General features: G+C 40.8%; 8 protein-coding genes and 1 pseudogene. 5 read left to right on the top strand and 4 right to left on the bottom strand.

What is annotated here, in order from left to right; genetic code table 11:
- Window positions 1–71 precede the first annotated feature (71 nt).
- The 4 genes from V7L01_RS19320 to V7L01_RS19305 all read right to left on the bottom strand — a co-directional run bounded on the left by V7L01_RS19320 (window position 72) and on the right by V7L01_RS19305 (window position 4,974).
- Window positions 72–1,055, bottom strand: coding sequence for a glycosyltransferase family 2 protein (locus tag V7L01_RS19320; protein ID WP_335037417.1), 984 nt, complete (start codon window positions 1,053–1,055; stop codon window positions 72–74).
- Between the two features lie 230 nt (window positions 1,056–1,285).
- Window positions 1,286–2,290 carry an NAD-dependent epimerase/dehydratase family protein gene (locus V7L01_RS19315; protein WP_335037416.1) on the bottom strand — a complete coding sequence of 335 codons (1,005 nt, stop codon included), beginning with the start codon at window positions 2,288–2,290 and terminating at the stop codon, window positions 1,286–1,288.
- 208 nt (window positions 2,291–2,498) lie between these two features.
- Window positions 2,499–3,677 (bottom strand): ABC transporter permease DevC, encoded by a 1,179-nt coding sequence (devC, locus tag V7L01_RS19310; RefSeq protein WP_335037489.1) that lies wholly within the window; start codon window positions 3,675–3,677, stop codon window positions 2,499–2,501.
- 88 nt (window positions 3,678–3,765) lie between these two features.
- Window positions 3,766–4,974 carry an ABC exporter membrane fusion protein gene (locus tag V7L01_RS19305; RefSeq protein WP_335037414.1) on the bottom strand — a complete coding sequence of 403 codons (1,209 nt, stop codon included), beginning with the start codon at window positions 4,972–4,974 and terminating at the stop codon, window positions 3,766–3,768.
- A 1,501-nt stretch (window positions 4,975–6,475) separates the two neighbouring features.
- Between V7L01_RS19305 and V7L01_RS19300 the strand changes: the two are divergent.
- The 5 genes and pseudogenes from V7L01_RS19300 (at window position 6,476) to V7L01_RS19280 (ending at window position 21,043) form a co-directional block, all read left to right on the top strand.
- Window positions 6,476–6,754 (top strand): annotated as a pseudogene (locus V7L01_RS19300) (hypothetical protein).
- Between the two features lie 173 nt (window positions 6,755–6,927).
- Window positions 6,928–12,372 (top strand): beta-ketoacyl synthase N-terminal-like domain-containing protein, encoded by a 5,445-nt coding sequence (locus V7L01_RS19295; RefSeq protein ID WP_335037412.1) that lies wholly within the window; start codon window positions 6,928–6,930, stop codon window positions 12,370–12,372.
- A 125-nt stretch (window positions 12,373–12,497) separates the two neighbouring features.
- The gene (locus tag V7L01_RS19290) at window positions 12,498–14,225 is read left to right on the top strand and encodes an SDR family NAD(P)-dependent oxidoreductase (protein WP_335037410.1); all 1,728 of its coding nucleotides are present in this window, start codon (window positions 12,498–12,500) and stop codon (window positions 14,223–14,225) included.
- A 188-nt stretch (window positions 14,226–14,413) separates the two neighbouring features.
- Window positions 14,414–19,162 (top strand): PfaB family protein, encoded by a 4,749-nt coding sequence (locus V7L01_RS19285; protein ID WP_335037409.1) that lies wholly within the window; start codon window positions 14,414–14,416, stop codon window positions 19,160–19,162.
- 204 nt (window positions 19,163–19,366) lie between these two features.
- The gene (locus V7L01_RS19280) at window positions 19,367–21,043 is read left to right on the top strand and encodes a PfaD family polyunsaturated fatty acid/polyketide biosynthesis protein (protein WP_335037408.1); all 1,677 of its coding nucleotides are present in this window, start codon (window positions 19,367–19,369) and stop codon (window positions 21,041–21,043) included.
- Window position 21,044 lies beyond the last annotated feature (1 nt).

The following is a 21,044-nucleotide window of genomic DNA, read 5'->3' as shown; positions in this document are numbered from 1 at the left end:
TAGCCAGAATAGGTAGTTTTGGGGTTGATGAAAAGCTGTATTCTTCAGCTTTTATTTTTGAATTGATTCGTTCAAAAGGTAGTTTGCTGTTTTTTAATTGCTGCTGGTTGCCAAATTTTCCAAAGCCTTTGCAGCGCTATTAGCAAATCTTTCAGCAAAAGATATTCTGTCCCATTTAACTGCTGATGTAGACTTCTATGACAACGCAGCCGCTCATTCAAACTCATGGGACTACGCCATATGGAGAGTATATACTCCCAGATTATTCTCCAATGTGGCAATAAAATTTGTCCTTTCTTTGCTGAATCAAACCACACTGCATATGCATAAAAATCAGGCAGCATACTCAATGGTGATTTTTGATTGTTGTTAGCAAACAACAAATAATTGGGGAAAAACATACTCATTGATTGTTGCGGATGACTTCTGGCAAAAAACAGGTATTCAGGGATTTCATAAAACCTACCAAGAATACCAAGTCTTAATAACAGAATTCCATCTGCATTACCATAACCACCCATAGGTGGTATCCTTCTCAGGGCACTAGCGCGAATTACACCATAACATTGATAACATAAATGCTTGGTCAGCAATTCGTGAAAACGCTCGTGTGATTTTAGTGCATCTGCCTTGAGTTTGATATCGTAACTTTGCAGATAACTCCCCTCTTCATCAATGAAATATGTCCGGGAGTGACACAAGATTATGGTGGGATCTTGGTCAAGCACCTCGACACACTTCTTGATAAAATCTGGAGCATGTAGATCGTCATAGGCTGCCCATTTAAAGTACTCACCCGAAGACAATTTAAAGACGCGATTGAAGTTACGAGCGCAACCGATATTCTTGTCATTGCGGTAGTAACAAATACGTCGATCTTGCTCTGCGTATGCTCTACAAATTTCTTCAGTTTTATCTGTAGATGCATTATCTGAAATAATTAGCTCAAAATCTTCAAAGCTCTGAGCCAAGAGTGAATCTATGGCTTCTTTGATAAATTTCTCACCATTATATACAGGTAATCCGATGCTCAATCGTGGCTGATTGCTACTCATAGAAAACAAGTACTCGGAAAATCCGTGGTTTATTTTATGCTTAATTGCAGATAATTGTTAGGCAGATGCAACGTAAGAATTCAAGAGTCAGAAGTCAGAATCCAGAAGTTAGAATACTTTGATACCAAGCTTAATAATTTCCAGAAAATCAAGCGCGATCTAGCTTATTCATTTTGTAATTATTCTGGATTCCAACTATTTAAAATGCAACAAGGATTTCAAAATTTGGACTATTTAATCAAGCTTTGAACATCTGTTTTTTGTAGCCATTCATGTGTTCGCTGCATTCCCGATTCTAGGTCAATTTTGGGTTTATAATTTAACAGAGTTTCTGCTTTGACAATGGAATAAGCATAGGGACGAGTCATAAAATCTATTGACTCTGGTAAAATATCAACTTTTTTCCGAAAAAGTTTTTGTCCTTGAACGCGTAGCTTTAGAAACAACTTGATTTCATCTTTCGGTAATGAAAGGGGTGCTGATAAACCTTCCATTGCTGCTACACGCATAAAATACTCTTTCCAGGAAGTTTCTTGTCCGTCGGTGATATTAAATATTTCACCGTAGGTTTCTTTTTCTATTGCTAGAAAAATGCCATCAATCAGGTTATCTATATATACATGATTCATTACTCCTTTACCATCGTTGGCACAGGCAAATAATTTTTGACGCATCATCAGAATTGGTCTGACTATCCAGGGAATACTTCCTGGCCCGTAAACATCTCCGGCTCGAATAATGATGATGCCAAAATCTGGAGGATTATTTAGTTCTAAGAGTGCTGTTTCGGCTTCTATTTTCGTTTGACAGTAGGGATTATTTTCGCCAGACAGTGGGCCGGATTCTGTAACACCATCAGGATAGTTGAAACCGTAAACCATCACACTGGATAGATGCACAAATGTTTTGATACCAGCCTGTTTTGCGGCTTTAGCTATGTTGACAGTACCACCAACATTGACATCACGAAAATGGTTAATTGCACCAGCTTCTTGGGCAATTTGCTCAGTATGTAGAACGACATCTACTCCCTGACAAGCCTTTTGGGCAGTGCTAGGATCGGTGATACTACCAATAATTACTTCAACGCCTAAATTCTGTAATTGTTTGTTCTGTTCTGTAGAACTTTGCAGTCCACGAACCTTCATTCCTTGCGCTATAGCTAACTCGGCTGTACGCAAGCCAACAAGTTCATCAATCCCCGTAATTAGGAGGGTTTTGTTTTGGAGGTTCATAAAGTTGGAACTATTGTTAAATAGGTGAATTTGAGTTGTTAGATTAAAGACTTCAAAGTTACACAAAATTGGAATTTTGGTAAAGACTTGTCATCTAAAATCTAAAATTGGTATAAGGAGTAACTTTTCTGTGGAAAGACTGCACAGTACTTAGTTATGAGTCTATGGCAGGGCAAAATGATTTGATTGTTTTGCTGCTAAGAATCAACTAGAAAATATCTCCCGGATCTGCGGAGCGGAGTTTGTTGATAGCAAGTGCCCCTGAAGTTACACACATTAATACTGTTGAAGTTAAGACAAGTAGTGCATTATTAGTAGTCATAATTATTGGTAATTTAGTTGCTTCTGCTGCAAAACTATATAACAATACAGAAGTAATAAATCCGGGAATGTAACCTAAAATTGCCAAAATTAAAGCTTGTTGAAATACCACATTTAATAAATAACTATTGGCATAACCTATAGCTTTTAAAGTGGCGTAAGCAACGAACTGTGTAGCAATATTGCTGTAAAGAATTTGATAAACAATAACTACACCAACAACCGCAGCCATTGTCAACATCAAGTTCAATATAAAGCCAATAGGTGTTCTGACTGCCCAATATTTTTTCTCAAAATCAATGAAGCCTTGGCGCGTAAAAACTTGGACATCATTAGGCAAACTTGCTTGCAAATTTTTCAGGACTGTTTCTGCATTAGTACCAGGTTTGAGAGAAATCAAACCGATATCTATCATATCTGCCGGGCGAGTATTAGGATTTATCCTCAAGAAAGTTGAGTCACTAACAAGTAAATTTCCGTCTACGCCAAAGGAAGGGCCTAAGCTGAATAAGCCACCAATTCTGACTCTATAGCCAATTAATGAATTGAAGGGAAATATTTCAATTGTCTGTGCAGTATCTCCCGCATCAAAATTGCCAGCTATTGGCCCAAACTCTGGACGAGAACTCCGGTCAAAAAGCACGACATCGGGAATTTTGAGTTTATCTAAATTTTTCTCAACTTCTGGGAGATTTATCACAGGTCTACCTGGATCGAAACCAATAACGTATATTGAATATTTCTCACCAGTTGCCGGATTTTTCAGTTTGGCAAATTGCAAATACATGGGGCTAACTGACTCTACGCCATCAAACCCCAGAGATTGGTACAAACGAGTCCGCGAAAAGCTTTGATTTGAGGTCAAAGATTTATATTGCGAACTAACTAAAAATAAATCTCCCTTGAGATTTTGATGCACTGCGGTTGCACTTGAATAGAGGGCATCTTGAAAACCAAGTTGCACAAACATTAGCAGCACAATAAAACCAATCCCGGCTACAGCTACTAATAAACGAACTTTTTGCTGGGCTAGCTGTAGCCATGCTAAAGGAATTTTGAAAATCATGGATTTATTTATCATTTGTCATTTGTCATTTGTCATTTGTCATTTGTTAATGACTAATGCTCTATGCCTCATGTCCCATGCCAAATGACTATATTTGAATGGCGACATCCACTTGTAAGTTAGTTAAACGAGCTACCCGCTCGCTATCTGCGGGATTATCGATAGAGATTTTCACTTCAATTATTCTGCGGTCTGTATCTGAACCAGGGTTGATGCTGAAGATGCTTTGTTTGTCAACTTGCCAACCAATCTCTTTTACAGTTCCTTTTAATTTTCCAGTAAATGCAGTGCTGCTAATGGTGGCTTTTTGTCCTACACGCACTTTTTTAACATCGGTTTGATACACCTCTGCAATCACATACATTTGAGATGTCTTACCTATCTCAGCAAATCCTGTGCTAGTGCTGATTACTTCTCCGGTTTTGGCATGAATTTTCAAAATTTTGCCATTTATGGGAGATTTGATGTAACTTAAATCCAAGTCGGCTTTGGCTTGCTGAACAGAAGTTATTGCACTGTTAACTTCGGTTTGTGCTACCTGAACATCTACACTACGCACTTCGCTAATACTCGTGAGTTGCGCTTGTGCTTGCTTGCGTTGTTCTTGGAATGTGTCTTGAGTCCGCTTGAGAGTGGCTTGAGCTTCTGTTAATTGCTGTTGTGTAGTTTTTAGTTGCAAAGCTTTGGTATCTGCTACAGAAGCCGCGATCGCACCTTGTCTATATAATTGCTGATAGCGATTATTCTCGGCTTGAGCATTGTCTACTTCCGCCTGGATGCGGGCAATTGTTGCCTCTTGGGTAGCAACGTCTCCTTTATATTGTGGCTCTAACCGGGCAATTACAGCCTTTTGAGCATCAACATCTCCCGTTTTACCTCCAGATTTCACTTGCGCTAGTTTGGCTTTGGCAACTTGCTGTTGGTCTAAAGCTTGTTGTAAAGCTGTTTTAGAACGACCATAGTTTTCGAGATAGGCCAATAATTGCCCTGCTTTAACCGTATCTCCTTCTTTCACTAACAGTCTGTCTACTCGCACCCCATTATTGGAAGCGGGAGCAGTCAAAGAAGTAACTTCACCTTCTGGCTCCAAACGTCCTAAGGCAGTCACAGCAACTTTCGCTGGAGCAGCAGCTTGTGGAGGAAGCGCTTGCTGCGTCTGAACTTTAGGTTTAGACCAAAACGGTGCCAAACTATAGAAAGTGATTAATCCAGCCGCTAAAGTAAGAGAAGCTGCTAAAATTACTTGCGATCGACCTACGGGTTTTCTGAATAATCGACTTTCTTTATTTGCTGCCATATTTTCATTCCAATTATGATTTTTTAGGGGATATCCTGGTTATATTTAGTCGATTAGAATAGACTCATCAGCAAATTACCAAGAGGGCTTTTCCTCTAGGGCTTCTACCTTAATAAAGTGGATGGGTCTAAATTGGTTTTATATGAATTGTTGTACGCTTTTATCGCCCAAACTTACTATTGTGGCGTGAAAATTAATGGCGTGTTACTTCAAAGCTTCCTAAGTTATATCCTAATTTGTCATCTAATCCCGTAGCGTAAAATACAATAGCGCTAGCCAGCAAACTTAACTCTCAAGAACAACGAAGCGCTAATAAAAATGAACTAAAAATTTGGAAAAACTTGTCATTAAGTATGGCAATTAAATTGTAATTTGTCAAGCAATTTACTTTCCATAAGTCCTGATTCTCTAACTAAAATATTTCATCACAGTAATATTAGAGACTGAAGAAATTTACTCATTACTAATTTTTCGCCTAGTAATTTAATACCAACATATAGTTAGTTATTAAGCAGATTTAATATTACTAACAGATTATTGTTAAGAAGGTTGTGTACTATAAGACATTCCGATCTATTTTGTTAACAACATCCTAAAAGCCCTCTTGACGGTATTAAAAGTTTTAGATCCCTCTAAATACCCTGTTTTAAGGGGAGGATCAATAAGTGCTTAAAATCACAGCTAAACACTTTTAAAATATCCTCTAAAGAAAACTTTAGCTATTAGCCTCATAATTAATTCTGAGGCGATTATGACAACTAGTGCAAGATATTAGTTTTGACTGACTTGATCTATTAACCCTGCAATTGATTGTAGAGCTGCTCGGTTGGTAAATGTAAAATCTGAGCTTTGCTTCAGTTAATTTTTTACTGAATACTCATTTAACTCATATTATGTTTATCAAGTAACATACTAAAAATTAATATTTGCTTTATAAATAACCGCTTTGCTTCTTAACTTGACTTATATTGAAAAATAACCAAAAACTTTGACTCAATTATCAGGTTTCTCTGAGAAAAGATACTTATGCTTATTCCATCTATCTATGTATTAATGAAATTTTTACTTACTAGACAACAGATTTACATTGTTAACTTAATTCAGCGCAAATTTTTGGCTAACCCGTAGATAACAAAATATCTCAGACATTTATATAGTCACAAATTATACTATTATGCTGAATTGTATTGAAAATTTAGATCGGTAATGGTGAAGAGTTATTTATAAAATAAGTTTAAAGGAATGATTTAGTTTCTGTAAAGTATGCTAGTGTTTTTATTAATTCAATGCTTTAAAGTAGTTATACAAACTAGTTATTTAATTAAAATTTTGAAATCAAAAATAACTAAAAATAACTGCTTTGTCATTACCTTGCGGTCGTTTAATTACTTTTTGAAGTTGCATAAGCTTGGATTAAAGTGGTGTCTTTTCTGTAACGAATTTGTCAACTTCACTGGGTCAAATCCCATAAAATATATTATCCTGGACACTGAAACTGGCTATGACATTGATCGAGATACAGAACGTTGTCATTAACACCAGTTATGTTGCTGTGGTTAGGCTAGATTATCAAACGGTTTCAGGTGAGAAAAGCATTTCTGTTTCTATCGTTACTCCTCAGTTTTCATCGCTCCAGTAGGATACCATTGCTCAAAATCTCTACTATTACAAATGGATTGAATTCACTGGTCAAGCAGCTATTACACTCCAACACTATTTTACCAGTTTTAACAACGTCATTGACCTATTGCCACAATATCAAGAGTCTAGCGTTGTATAGCATTTTTGTGCGATCGCAGTTCTCAGGGCAGTATATGTCGTGTGGTGTCGATTTAGCAAAAAGCATTTAGCACAGACACAATAGCTAACTGCTTACAAGACGAGAAATTTTCATTATTTAGTAGGCAACAGAAATTACTGTAGCTACACAATCCACAGTACTCACTATGCCCTATGTCTGCTTATTCAATTGATACTGCCTTAGCGGAGTTAGAGAGCCTTGTCAATAATTGTGAACAGGCTGTGATTAAGTCTATCGAGGGAAAAAAAATGAAATCGGATAAATCAGTGTCAATCAACAAAATTAACAGACAATTACAACACAATCCTATCGCCATTGTTGGGATGGCTTCTCTATTGCCTCAAGCCAGAAATTTGCGGGAATACTGGCAAAATATAGTAAACAAAATTGACTGTATTACTGATGTTCCTTCCACTCACTGGAGTGTCGAAGATTATTACGATCCAAATCCCAGAACTACTGAAGATAAAACCTACTGTAAAAGAGGTGGGTTTCTTCCAGAGGTAGATTTTAACCCGATGGAATTCGGTATACCACCCAGCATTTTGGAAGTCACAGATGTATCGCAACTATTAAGTTTAGTGGTTGCGAAAGAAGCGATGGAAGATGCAGGTTATGGCGAAAAACGTGATTTTAACCGCGAGATGGTTGGGGTAATCTTAGGCGTGGCTATGGCCAAGCAATTAGGAATGCCACTTTCTGCTAGGTTGGAATATCCGATTTGGGAAAAAGCACTCAAAAGCAGTGGTTTATCCGATGAGGATACCAAAAAAATCGTTGATAAAATCAAAAGCGCTTATGTGAAGTGGGATGAGAACGCTTTCCCTGGAATGTTAGCTAACGTAGTCGCGGGTAGAATTGCCAATCGCCTAAATTTTGGCGGGATGAATTGTGTAGTTGATGCCGCTTGTGCTAGTTCCTTTGGTGCTTTAAAAATGGCAATTAGTGAGCTAGTTGAGCATCGTTCTGACATGATGCTGACTGGTGGCGTTGATACCGACAACACCATCATGGCTTACATCTCGTTCAGCAAAACACCTGCGGTTTCTCCTAGCGAAAATGTCAAACCTTTCGATGCTAAATCTGATGGAATGATGTTGGGTGAAGGTATCGGAATGATTGTCCTCAAACGGTTAGAAGATGCTGAACGGGACAACGATAAAATATATGCCGTAATTAAAGGTATTGGTACTTCCAGCGATGGACGTTACAAGAGCATTTATGCTCCCCGCAAAGAAGGTCAAGTCAAAGCCTTAGAACGTGCTTATGAAGATGCTGGCTTCTCTCCCGCTACCGTTGGTTTGATGGAAGCACATGGCACCGGCACAATGGCTGGAGATCCGACAGAATTCGGTTCTTTAAAAGACTTCTTTGATGTTCATGATGACAAAAAGCAGCACATCGCTTTGGGTAGTGTGAAATCGCAAATCGGACACACAAAAGCGGCTGCGGGTGCGGCGAGTTTGATTAAAACTGCTTTGGCTTTACATCACAAAGTATTACCGCCCACAATTAACATCACCGAGCCAAACCCCAAACTCAACATTAAAAATTCATCCTTTTATTTGAATACCGAAACCAGACCTTGGATTCGTCCAGAAGGGGAAGCGCCAAGACGCGCAGGTGTAAGTTCTTTCGGATTTGGCGGAACTAACTATCACGTCGTTTTGGAAGAATATGAAGCTGACCAAAACGCCGCTTACCGCTTACACAGTGATGCTAGTGAAGTGCTGTTGTTTGCTCCTACGGTAGACCAATTGTTGAGCAAATCTGAAGAGATTTTAGGTAAGTTGCGATCGCCAGATGCACCAACACATTATGCACAATTAGTCAAGGAATGCAAATCGCCACAGATTCCCCTCTCTGCTGCCAGATTTGGTTTTGTAGCTGAGAATCTGGAAGAAGCTTGCAAGTTGCTGCAAACTAGTATTGACTGGCTGAAACTCAAAGGAACAGCAGCATCTTGGGAGCATCCCCAAGGGATTTATTACCGCTCCTCTGGTATGGAGTTGGGCGGAAAAGTTGTCTCTCTATTTTCTGGACAAGGTTCGCAATACTTGGAGATGGGACGCGAACTGGTAATGAATTTTCCTTTGATGCGCCGTCTTCATGGTTATATGGATAGCCTGTTGCTCAAAGATAATTTGCAGCCGTTGTCAGAAATCGTTTTCCCTCATCCTGTGTTTGGAGAGGCAGAAAAAAATGTCCAAATTGCTGCCTTGCAACGCACAGAATACGCTCAACCAGCGATTGGGGTGTTGAGTGCAGGGATGTACAGCATACTGCAACAAGCTGGGTTCAAGTCAGATTTTGTGGCGGGACATAGCTTTGGCGAACTAACAGCGCTATGGGCTGCGGGGGTTTTGAGTACCGAAGATTACTTGTTCTTAGTGAAAGCTAGGGGGCAAGCAATGGCTGCACCCGAAGATCCAGATCATGATGCGGGTAGTATGTTGGCTGTCAAAGAAGACATCAGCAAAGTGGAAGCAGTGCTGAGACATTTTCCCCAAGTTGCGATCGCTAATCAAAATTCTCCCACTCAATTTGTCTTGGCTGGGCCTACCGCAGAAATAGCAAGAATCAAAGAGGCTTTACACGAAAAAGGATATACAGCTGTATTGTTACCTGTTTCAGCAGCGTTTCATACACCGCTAATTGCCTTTGCTCAGAAATCCTTTGCGATCGCTACCAAGTCTGTCAAATTCCAAAGTCCCAAAATCCCTGTTTACAGCAACGTTACCAGTAAGCAGTATCCCAAGGAACCCCAAAATATTCAAAAAATCCTGGAAACGCACCTTTCTAACTCGGTGCTGTTTAAGCAGGAAATTGAAAATATCTATGCGGCGGGTGGTACTTGCTTTGTGGAATTTGGGCCGAGAAGAATTCTCACCAACTTGGTGAAAGATATCCTTGGCGATCGCCCACATATTACCGTATCTTTGAACCCCAGCACTCAAAAGAATAGCGATCGCTCTTTGCGAGAAGCAGTTGTGCAGTTGCGGGTAATTGGTATGGCTTTGAATAACCTCGATCCTTACCAACTTCCCCAAACTATCCCCCCAATTGAGACGAAGAAGACATTAAATGTCCGTTTAAACGGCATAAACTACAGATCCGAAAAAACGAAAAATGCCTTCGCTCTAGCTTTGCAGGATGGGCATAAAGTCACATTACCCGCCCCCGAATATTCTGAAGCGGCTCCTTTATTTAGCAGCCCAGGTGTAACTCCACCTGTAGCAGTGATAGAAACTAACGGACATAAAAAACTTACCCCAGTAACGAACGGTGTGACTGCTAGTATCATCACCCAGCCAGAGCAACAGATGAATCCTGTTACCCTGTCACAACCAGTCCAGGAATCTAAGATGCAACCAACACCAGAAAAACTTACAAATTACGAACAACTTTTAGCAAGTTTAGAATATCTCCTGACACAGTTTCAGGAAAATCAAGCTGAGAATTTACAAGTTCACGGTACTTATCTCAACCATCAAATGGAATACGCCAAAGCGTTTTTCCAACTGATGCAGCAGCAGAATTCATTGTTGAGTGAAAGTAAATCAACAGCCGAAACTGCCAAAATGAAGCTAGTTGTCATGGAAAGCTTAGAGCGTAGCATGATGCAGTTTCATTCCCAACAAGGTGAAACTCTACGCATCCATGAGCAATATCTCCAAGAGCAGTTGGAATATACTAAGAGCTTTTTCCAACTCATCCAGCAAGAATATTCTCTAATCATCTCAGGTGACGGAGCAACTCAACTAACAGAGAAACTCAGCAATTTCACTCCGTTCACAACAGAAACAACTGTTACTGATGCGCCAGTACCCGCTACTACCAAGATAGTAGAAAGCCAGCCTTTGCCTCTAACTGAGCCTGTAGCGAAAAATGGCTCAACTGTTACCCAAGCACCTCTCCCACCTGTTGTAGAGCCTGTAGTTGCAACTTCTGTATCCGCTACTTCTAAGAAGGATGAAAATTCCTCTTCTTTGCTCCCCAATCTCTTCTCTCCACTCCCTACTTTTGAGACAGTGGAGCCTGTAGCGGCGTCACCTGTTCCCCCAGTAGTAGAACCCCAAGCCGAGGTTGTAGTCAAAATTAGCTCACCTCCAGCCAACGAAGTTGTTGCCTTTATCCCAGAACCAGCGCCCACAACTGCTGCACCTGTATCTGGCGCAACCATCGATATTGTTGACTTGGATAAAAACCTCTTAGCCATCACCAGCGACAAGACCGGCTACCCAGTCGAAATGCTGGAAATGGACATGGATATGGAGGCTGATTTAGGAATTGACTCTATCAAACGGGTGGAAATCTTGGGGGCGCTACAAGAAATGTACCCCAACTTACCCAAGCCCAATTTAGAAGAACTGTCAGAAAAACGCACCATTGGTCAAGTTGTAGAGTATCTGCAATCCCACGCTTCCAAAAGTATTACTGTAGAAATTGCAGTTCACGAAGTACAACAAGCAACTGAGATTCCAGTAGAGGCTGCACCAGTAGTTGAGGTAGTCATTGCACCGGAACCAAGCGTAGTTGTCGCATTCACTCCAGAACCAGAACCCGCTACAAGTGATGAATTTGCAAACTTAGGTGAAACCCTGTTAGCCATCACCAGCGATAAGACTGGTTATCCAGTCGAGATGCTGGAACTGGAAATGGACATGGAAGCTGATTTAGGGATTGACTCGATTAAACGGGTGGAAATCTTAGGGGCGATGCAAGAAACGTACCCCAACTTACCCAAACCAAATATCGAAGAACTCGGCGATCTCCGCACCATCGGTCAAATAGTCGATTACCTACAGCAGTTGGCTGGAGGTGAAAAAAAAAAGTCTGAACCTGAGTTTGTCCAACAGCAGCCACCGGAATTAGAGCATAATATCCAGCGCCATCTCGTCAAACTCAGAAGTCTACCACAGCCCGATTATTTGGATTTTACGTTACCAGAGGGACACATCGGTTTAATCACCGATGATGGTTCCCTCACCACCTATAAATTAACTGAATCCCTAATCGAGAAAGGCTGGAAGGTAGTAGTTATCAGCTTTCCCCAATCGCTCATCGCCCAACAAGCGCCTTTACCTACAGGAGTAACCCGCGTCACCTTAGCAAACTTGAGTGAAGAACATCTTCAACAACAATTGCAAGCGATCGCATCTCACTGCGGAACGATTGGGGCCTTCATCCACTTACATCCAATGTTTGTAGGAAATCATACCGGAAGTATTTCTTATAACGAATCAGAAAAGGCGATCGTCAAGCACGTATTTTTGATGGCGAAACACCTAAAACCCTCGCTCAACGAAGCCGCAAAACATGGACGTAGTTGTTTCTGCACAGTTGCTCACCTTGATGGAGCCTTCGGTTTAGAGTACAAAGTCAACTTCGGTGCGATCGGCGCTGGTTTATTTGGATTAACCAAAACCCTCAAATGGGAATGGCCAAAAGTTTTCACTCGTGCGATCGACCTAAGCCCCAGGCTTGACGCTAAACAATCAGTACAAAACATCATCGCCGAACTTCACGACCCCAACCTTTATATAAGTGAAGTTGGCTACGGCTCACAAGGGCGAGTCACCATCATCGCCGATTAAAAATCTTTTCATCTCTTCTCTCTGCGCTCTCTGCGTCTCTGTGGTTCGTTTAAAAAAAAACCGCAGAGGCGCAGAGGACACAGAGGAAGAAAAAACCAAAATTATGCAGGTATTCACGAGGATTTATGACACAAACAGCCCAGCTTAGTCCATCATCTGTCTTTGTCGTGAGCGGCGGTGCAAAAGGGATTACGGCTGAGTGTACTATCAGATTAGCCCAACAGCAACCCTGCAAATTCATCCTCCTCGGTCGCTCCGAACTATTAGAAACCGAGCCAGATTTTGCTCAAAACTCTGATGATTCCGCATTGAAAAAATGCATCATGGAAAATCTTCTTTCTCAAGGAGAGAAGCCCACACCCATGAATGTGCAAAAAATATATAACAAAATTACCTCCAGCCGGGAAATTAAAAAGACTTTAGCAGCAATTGAAAAAACCGGAGCTAAAGCAGAATATATCAGCGTCGATGTCACAGATACGCCAGCTTTACAAGAAAAACTTGCCACTGCTGTACAACATCTCGGCCCAATTACCGGAATCATCCACGGCGCTGGAAACTTAGCTGATAAGTTAATTGAAAAGAAAACAGAAGAGGATTTTGAAAAAGTTTACACCGCTAAAGTTCAGGGATTAGAAAACCTGCTAACTTGCGTCAACCCTAATCAACTTCAGCATTTAGTTTTGTTCTCTTCAGTAACAGGCTTTTACGGAAATCCTGGACAATCTGATTATGCGATCGCAAATGAAATTCTGAACAAATCAGCCCATATATTTAAGCAAACTTATCCCTCATGTCACGTAGTCGCTATCAACTGGGGCGCTTGGGATAGTGGCATGGTGACAGCAGAATTAAAGAAAATTTTTCAAGAGCGAAAAATTGATATAATTCCGATTGCAGTCGGGGCACAAATGCTTGTGAAAGAAATGGGTAATAGCAACCATGCAACCGCACAAGTTGTTATTGGTAGCCCATTAGTTCCAATGGCTACAGAACTAGATTCAGAACTACGAACCTATCGTATTCGCCGCCAAATGACATTGGAGGCTAATCCATTTTTACACGATCACACTATTGCTGGTTCTCCAGTTTTACCAGCAACTTGTGCAATGACCTGGATTATCAATGCTTGTGAACAATTATATCCCGGTTACAGATTGTTTAATTACCAAGATTTCAAAGTTTTGAAGGGGATTACTTTCAATGAGACATTAGCAAAGGAACATTTTTTAGAGATAGAAGAAATTTCTAAAGTTAATCTTGAAAGAATCGAACTTAAAGCCAAAATTTCGAGTAAAAACCCACAAGGTAGAATCCAGTTTCATTTTAGCGCCCAACTCAATCTCCAGCGAGAAATCCCAGATGTACCCACTTATGAATCTCTCAATCTCGAAGAAGATAATATTATCACCGCTACAGGAAAAGCTTTTTACCAAAATGGTGGGGCTACATTATTTCATGGCCCTGCTTTTCAAGAAGTCAAAAGAGTTTTAAACATCAGTCCTGAAAAAATCACAACAGAATGTCTTTGGCCAGAACTCACCGCACAGCAACAAGGACAATTCCCTGTCCAATGGGTAAATCCTTACACGACTGACTTGAGTATGCACGCTTTATGGATTTGGACACAACACTTTCATGAAGAAGGTTGTTTACCTGGGAAAGTAGAAAAATTTGAACAATTTGAAATGATACCACATAACGAAACATTTTACGTTTCTTGTGAAGTATTAGCTAAGACACCAAGTAGTGCGATCGCAAACTTTATCATACACGACCGCCAAGGTAAAATATACTCACGAATGCTCGGCGCTCATGCCATTATTTGGTCAATGAAAATGCTCAGAAGCTAGTAATCTCTCAAATTCAAAGTTTGTAGTAAGGACTTTAGTCCTTCTTAATATAAGCACTAAAGTGCTTACTACAAACTATCAAAATCTTAGGATTGCTATAACTTGCCTCGTTTAAAGTTTGGGGAACAGCGTAAATCCTGCCTTTTAATTATCTCTTGCTAAATACCCAAACTCGGAGCATATAAATCGTGGAAAAAATAGCCATCATCGCATTATCATGCCTATTCCCCGATGCAAAGAATCCTGAAGAATACTGGCAGAATATCGTTCATCAAAAAGATTCGACATCCTCTGCAACCGTCGAAGAAATCGGAGTAGATCCGACAATTTTTCACAATCCAGTCAAAGGTACACCAGACAAAACCTATTCCCTCAAAGGCGGATACATCCGCGACTTCCAGTTTAATCCATCTGAATACAATCTACCATCAGAATTTGTTGCTAGTTTAGATAACACCTTCAAATGGTCATTATATGCCGCTAAACAAGCAATTGAACAAAGTGGTTATTGGGGTAATCAAACTGTTCTGTCAAAATGTGGCGTAATTTTAGGTAATTTGTCATTCCCGACAAAATTATCTAATCAATTATTTTCTCCAATTTACCAGCAAGCTATTAATCCTGCTGTCAGAGAACTTTTGCAGGATGAAGACTTTAATTTAGCTGTCCCAAGTGCAACTAAAGCATCTTTATACAATGCGATGATATCTGGTTTACCAGCATCTATCGTAGCTCAAGCTCTCTCTCTATCCCAGATTAATTTATGTCTGGATGCTGCTTGTTCATCATCATTTTATGCGATTAAACTAGCATCTCATTACTTATGGTCACACAAAGCTGATGTCATGTTAGCTGGAGCCATCAGTTGTGCAGATTCGCTATTCGTGCGGATGTTATTTTCCGGTGTTCAAGGGTATGCAGAAAACGGCATCAGTCGTCCCTTAGATAAATCATCTAGAGGGCTAATTCCCGCCGATGGTGTTGGGATGGTAATGCTGAAGAGATATTCTGATGCCGTTAGAGATGGTGATAATATTCTCGCCACTATCTGCGGTAATGGACTATCGAATGATGGCAAAGGTAAGCACTTACTCAGTCCTAATCCTAAAGGACAAACCTTAGCTTTTGAACGAGCCTATAATGAGGCAAATTTTAGTCCAAAAAGCATCGATTATCTAGAGTGTCACGCCACTGGCACATTACTAGGAGATACAACCGAATTCAACTCCATCGAAACATTTTTTAGTCAAAATCAAGCTGCGCCTCTGGTGGGTTCTGCCAAAGCAAATACTGGTCACTTGCTAACTGCTGCTGGCATGGTTGGCTTGACTAAAGTGATTTTGAGTATGTCTCATGGTGTAATTCCAGCAACCATGAACGTTTCTGAACCTTTAACATCAGAGAATGGTACAATTTCCGCCGATAAAATTGTTAGAACAGCTACAGCATGGCCTAGTAATAACGCACCAATTAAACGGGCAGCTATTAGTGCTTTTGGTTTTGGTGGCACTAATTCTCATCTGATTTTAGAACAAGGAAATACAGCAGAATCAGTTGAATCAATTCCACCTGTTCCACCTACCAAAGTCGCTATTGTCGGCATGGATGCCTTTTTTGGTAACTGCAATGGTTTGGATGCTTTTGAACGCAGTATTTATGATGGAACACAGCATTTTACTTCCCTACCGCCTCAAAGATGGCATGGGATAGAAAATCAAGAAAGTGTTCTGAAAGAGTACGGTTTAACAGACGGGAAAGCACCAGTAGGGGCATATATCAAGGATTTTGAAATCGATACTTTATCGTGCAAAATCCCACCAAATGAAATCGAGAAGTTAAACCCACAACAATTGTTGCTTCTGAAAGTTAGCGATCGCGCCGTCAAAGATGCGAAACTACAGGAAGGTGGCAATGTGGCTGTGATTGTCGCCGCCGAGACAGAATTCTCTGTGCATCAGCTACAGCAAAGATGGAATTTGTCTTGGCAAGTTAAGGATGGCTTACTCAACCAAGGAATTTCTCTACCTGCTGAACAGCTTTCCCAACTGGAAACCATTGTTAAAGATAGCATTCACCAACCAGTAGAAATCGGCGAATATGTAAGTCACATCGCCAACATCATGGCGAGTCGGATTTCTGCTTTGTGGAATTTCACTGGCCCTGCATTCACCGTCAGCGCTGGCGAAAATTCTGCCCTCAAAGCCTTGGAAATTGCCCAAATGCTACTCGCTACGGGAGAAGTTGATGCAGTCGTTGTGGGTGCAGTAGATTTAGCCGGTGGTGTGGAAAATGTCTTGTTCCGCAGCCAATTTGCCCCAATTAATACGGGTGTAAATACCTTGGGTTACGACCAACAAGCCAATGGTTGGACGGTTGGCGAAGGTGCGGGTGCAGTTGTCCTCAAACGCTACAAAGCTGCTAAGGAAGATAATGAACGCATCTATGCAGTAATTGATGCCATGAGTTTTGCACAAGGTAATTCTACTTTGAGTGACGCTTTGGTAAAACCTGATGCTTCAGCTATCAGTGATGTCTGCAAACAAGCTTTCGAGATGGCGGAGATTCAACCCACAGAAGTTAACTATGTGGAAGTTTTCGGTAGTGGCGTTCCCCAGGAGGATGAAGCCGAAATCACAGGTTTACTGCAAGCTTATCCGAAAGTGGGCAATGGTTTGCACTGTGCGTTAGGTAGTGTTAAATCCAATATCGGCCACACCTATACAGCATCGGGAATTGCTAGCTTAATCAAAACCGCTCTCTGTCTTTATTACAGGTATATTCCCGCCACTCCCAAATGGTCTGGTGTCAAAACACCGCAAGTATGGGAAGGTAGTCCTTTCTATGTGGCGATGGAATCAAGACCTTGGTTTGTCGATAAAGGCGGCACACGCAGAATAGCAGCAATTAATAGCATGGGTATAGATGGGAGTTACGCCCATTTAATCTTATCGGAGGAACCCAGCCAAGAGGAACGCGACAACAGATATTTGCAACAAATGCCTTTTCATCTGTTTCCTATCGCAGTTAGCGATCGCTCCACTATACCCGATATACTAAACCATCTCCAAAAATCCATCGAAGCTAGTTCTTCTTTATCAGCTACCGCCAGCGAAACATTTGCCACCTTTCAACAGCAATCTGATCCAAAATACGTCTTATCAATTACAGGACGTAACACAAAAGATTTACTCAAAGAAATTGAATCTGCCCGCAAAGGTGTAAACAATGCCTTTGAAAATGGTACAGATTGGCAAACACCACTAGGTAGTTATTTCACAGCGAAACCATTGGGTAAAACTGGAGCAGTTGCTTACGTTTATCCCGCAGCAGTTAATTCTTATATCGGCATTGGTCGCACCGTCTTCCGCTTATTTCCGAAAGTTTTTGAGGATTTAAAAAGTAACAATCTCTACAATCGGGCTGCCGATGTCGAAAAGTTAGTTTACCCCAGAAGTTTACCTAAATTGACAACTAGACAATTAGAAACTCTCGAAAAGCAATTGTTAGATGATTCGCTGGCAATGTTTGAAAGTGAAATTGCCTTTGCTAGATACATGACAGCAATTTTCCGAGATGATTTTAAAGTCAAGCCGCAATCCGTATTTGGGTATAGCTTGGGTGAAACTAGTATGATGGTTGCCCAAGGAGTTTGGAGTGATTTTGAGGGCGGAAGTAATACCTTAAACTCATCACCTTTATTTGGCGATAAGTTATCTGGCCCTAAAAATGCTGTGCGTGAATATTGGGGATTAACAGATTCACCAAACAACAATTTTTGGAATACCTATGTTCTCATGGCTACTCCATCTCAAGTGCGAGAATGCCTGAAACATGAGAATCACGTCTACTTAACTCAAATCAACACACCAGAAGAAGTATTAATTGCTGGTGACGATGCAGCCTGTAAGCGAGTGATAGCAACTTTAGGTTGTAATTCTTTCCCTGCTCCCTTCGACCATGTGATACATTGTGAAGCGATGCGATCGCAGTTCGAGGAAATCAAGAAGGTAAACAGCTTACCATCACAAAATTTTCCTGGGATTGTGTTTTATTCTGCCGCCGATTATCAACCAGTTGCACTCGAAAGAGATGCAATCGCTCACAACATCGCCAAAGGATTGTGCCAAGAACTTGATTTTCCGCAATTAGTTAATCGTGTATACGATGATGGGGTGAAAATATTCCTAGAAGCGGGCGCTGGTAGTGTTTGTTCACGATGGATTGATAAAATCCTCGGAAACAAAGAACATATCACAGTTTCTCTGAATCGTAGAGGGATGGATGACCATGCTTCGATGGTCAAAGCATTAGCAAAATTACTCAGTCATCAGGTGAATGTAGATTTATCACCACTGTATAGTAAAGCTCAAGAAACGGCTAATTCAAATAAAGCAACATTGAGAACAGTTACCTTGGGTGGAAAAGCGATCGCTGCTACAATTTTGAGCGAAGATAATCGTAACCTTGTTAAAGATTTCGCTGGTGAGCTTAGGAGCGATCGCTTCAAAATACAGCATCCAGATATACCTAATGTCCAACAATCTGAAATCACAGATTATCTTAACACTTCCAACCACATAACCCAAGAAGAAAGTCATTCCTATAACATCTTGCCTCTGTCAGAAGAAGTAAAACCGAAAAATATCATTGATAACGTTTTTGAACCGAAAGAACAATTACAATCTTCTGAGTCAAGCGCAATTAGACAGCCAACTTCTCTTTCCTCCCCACGCGTCAGAACTCAAAAAATTAGTAGCATCATCAGCATGTTCGATTTAAATAAGACCCAGTATCAAAAGCTCAATGCTAATAATTCAAAGATAACTAAAGCACACACTGCCTTCTTACAAGCTAGACAAGATTACAGTCAGCAAATGAGCGAAATCATTCAATTGCAACTAGCTTGCGCCCAAAACTTGCTTAACGACGAATCTTAATATCTCATACCAATTCTCTCTAAACCTTCTCTTGCTTCGCGCCCTTTGCGTCCTTTGCGGTTCGTTTAAAAATTATTACGTACATCTCCGAGAGAATTGGTATTAGTCTCTTACTCTGTGCCCTCTGCGCCTCTGCGGTTCGTTAACAGAGTCTACACCCTTTAACTTTATCATCCATTGTTTGTAATCCGAGGGATAACTGCCGTGACAACCGTAGATACGGTACTAAGTAAACACGATAATGGCCTTAATTTCTCTTCTTGGTCTTATAACAAAAACCAGGTTTGGAAAGGTTCTTTAGAAACTGTATCTTTCGAGAAACAAACCATCAAAGATAAATTGATGGTGTTAAATAAACCCTGCTACATCGTAAAAGTTGCCGGAAAAATCGGTGTCACTAATGAGGGGTATTTATCTCCTGGTGATAATGGCACAACAGCACAAGTAGAACTGCTAACATTTGCAGCCCCAATCCACATTCAACAGTTTGGAGATCCTACTTTTCTCTCCTCTTATGGAGTGAAATATGCCTACGTTACCGGCGCAATGGCTGGCGGAATTGCTTCTGAAGAAATGGTCATTGCACTAGGAAAAGAGCAAATTTTGAGTTCCTTTGGTGCAGGTGGTTTAACTCCAGAACGTTTGGAAGCAGCCATAAATCGTATTCAAGAAGCTTTACCTCAAGGGCCTTACGCATTTAATTTAATTCACAGTCCTAACGAACCTGCGATTGAACGCCGGGCTGTAGATTTATACCTCAAATATCAAGTGAGAACAGTAGAAGCCTCTGCATTTCTCGACTTGACCCCCAACATTGTTTATTACCGTCTTGCTGGATTGGGATTAAATAACGCCAATCAAATTGAAATCAAAAATAAAATCATTGCCAAAATTTCTCGCCGAGAAGTTGCGACTAAATTTCTGCAACCAGCACCAGCCAGAATAATTAAAGAACTTCTTGAACAAGGGCTAATTACTGAGTTACAAGCAACCCTTGCAGCTAAAGTTCCGATGGCTGATGATATTACCGTCGAGGCTGATTCTGGAGGTCATACAGATAACCGTCCCTTGGTTTGTGTGTTACCTTCTATTATTGCCTTGCGGGATGAAATTCAAGCCCAATATCATTACCAAACACCCATTAGAATTGGCGTAGCAGGAGGAATTGGAACACCACAATCAGCATTAGCAGCCTTTATGATGGGTGCTGCTTATGTAATGACCGGTTCCATTAATCAGTCATGTGTTGAATCTGGGGCTTGTGAACATACCAAAAAGTTACTAGCCCAAGCAGAAATGGCTGATATGATAATGGCCCCAGCAGCAGATATGTTTGAAATGGGAGTCAAATTGCAAGTTCTCAAACGGGGTACAATGTTCCCCATGCGAGCGCAGAAATTATTTGAACTCTATCGCGCTTATGATTCCATCGAAAGCATCCCTCTTGCAGAAAGAGAGAAATTAGAAAAGCAAGTTTTTCGCAAAACTATTGCCGAAGTATGGGAAGGAACTGCGACTTATTTATCCCAAAAGAATCCTGAGAAACTTGGGAAAGCAGTCAATAATCCTAAACTAAAAATGGCGTTGATTTTCCGCTGGTATCTAGGATTATCTTCTCGCTGGTCGAGTTCTGGTGAAAAAGGTAGAGAAGTCGATTATCAAATTTGGTGTGGCCCGGCAATGGGCGGTTTCAATGACTGGGTACGCGGTTCTTACCTATCTGAACCAAATAATCGTGGTGTAGTTGATGTTGCTAATCAAATTATGACTGGTGCAGCCTTTTTGTACCGTGTCCAAAATTTGAAAATTCAAGGACTGCAAGCTTCCGATTATTACAGTCAATATCACCCTGTTCGTTCTACATCATTGTTGGAGATTTAAA

Origin of the sequence: Nostoc sp., from assembly GCF_036917095.1 — a bacterium.
Taxonomy (GTDB): Bacteria; Cyanobacteriota; Cyanobacteriia; order Cyanobacteriales; family Nostocaceae; genus Nostoc.
The sequence above is the reverse complement of the archived record's forward strand: the minus strand, read 5'-3'. Positions and strand labels throughout refer to the sequence as shown.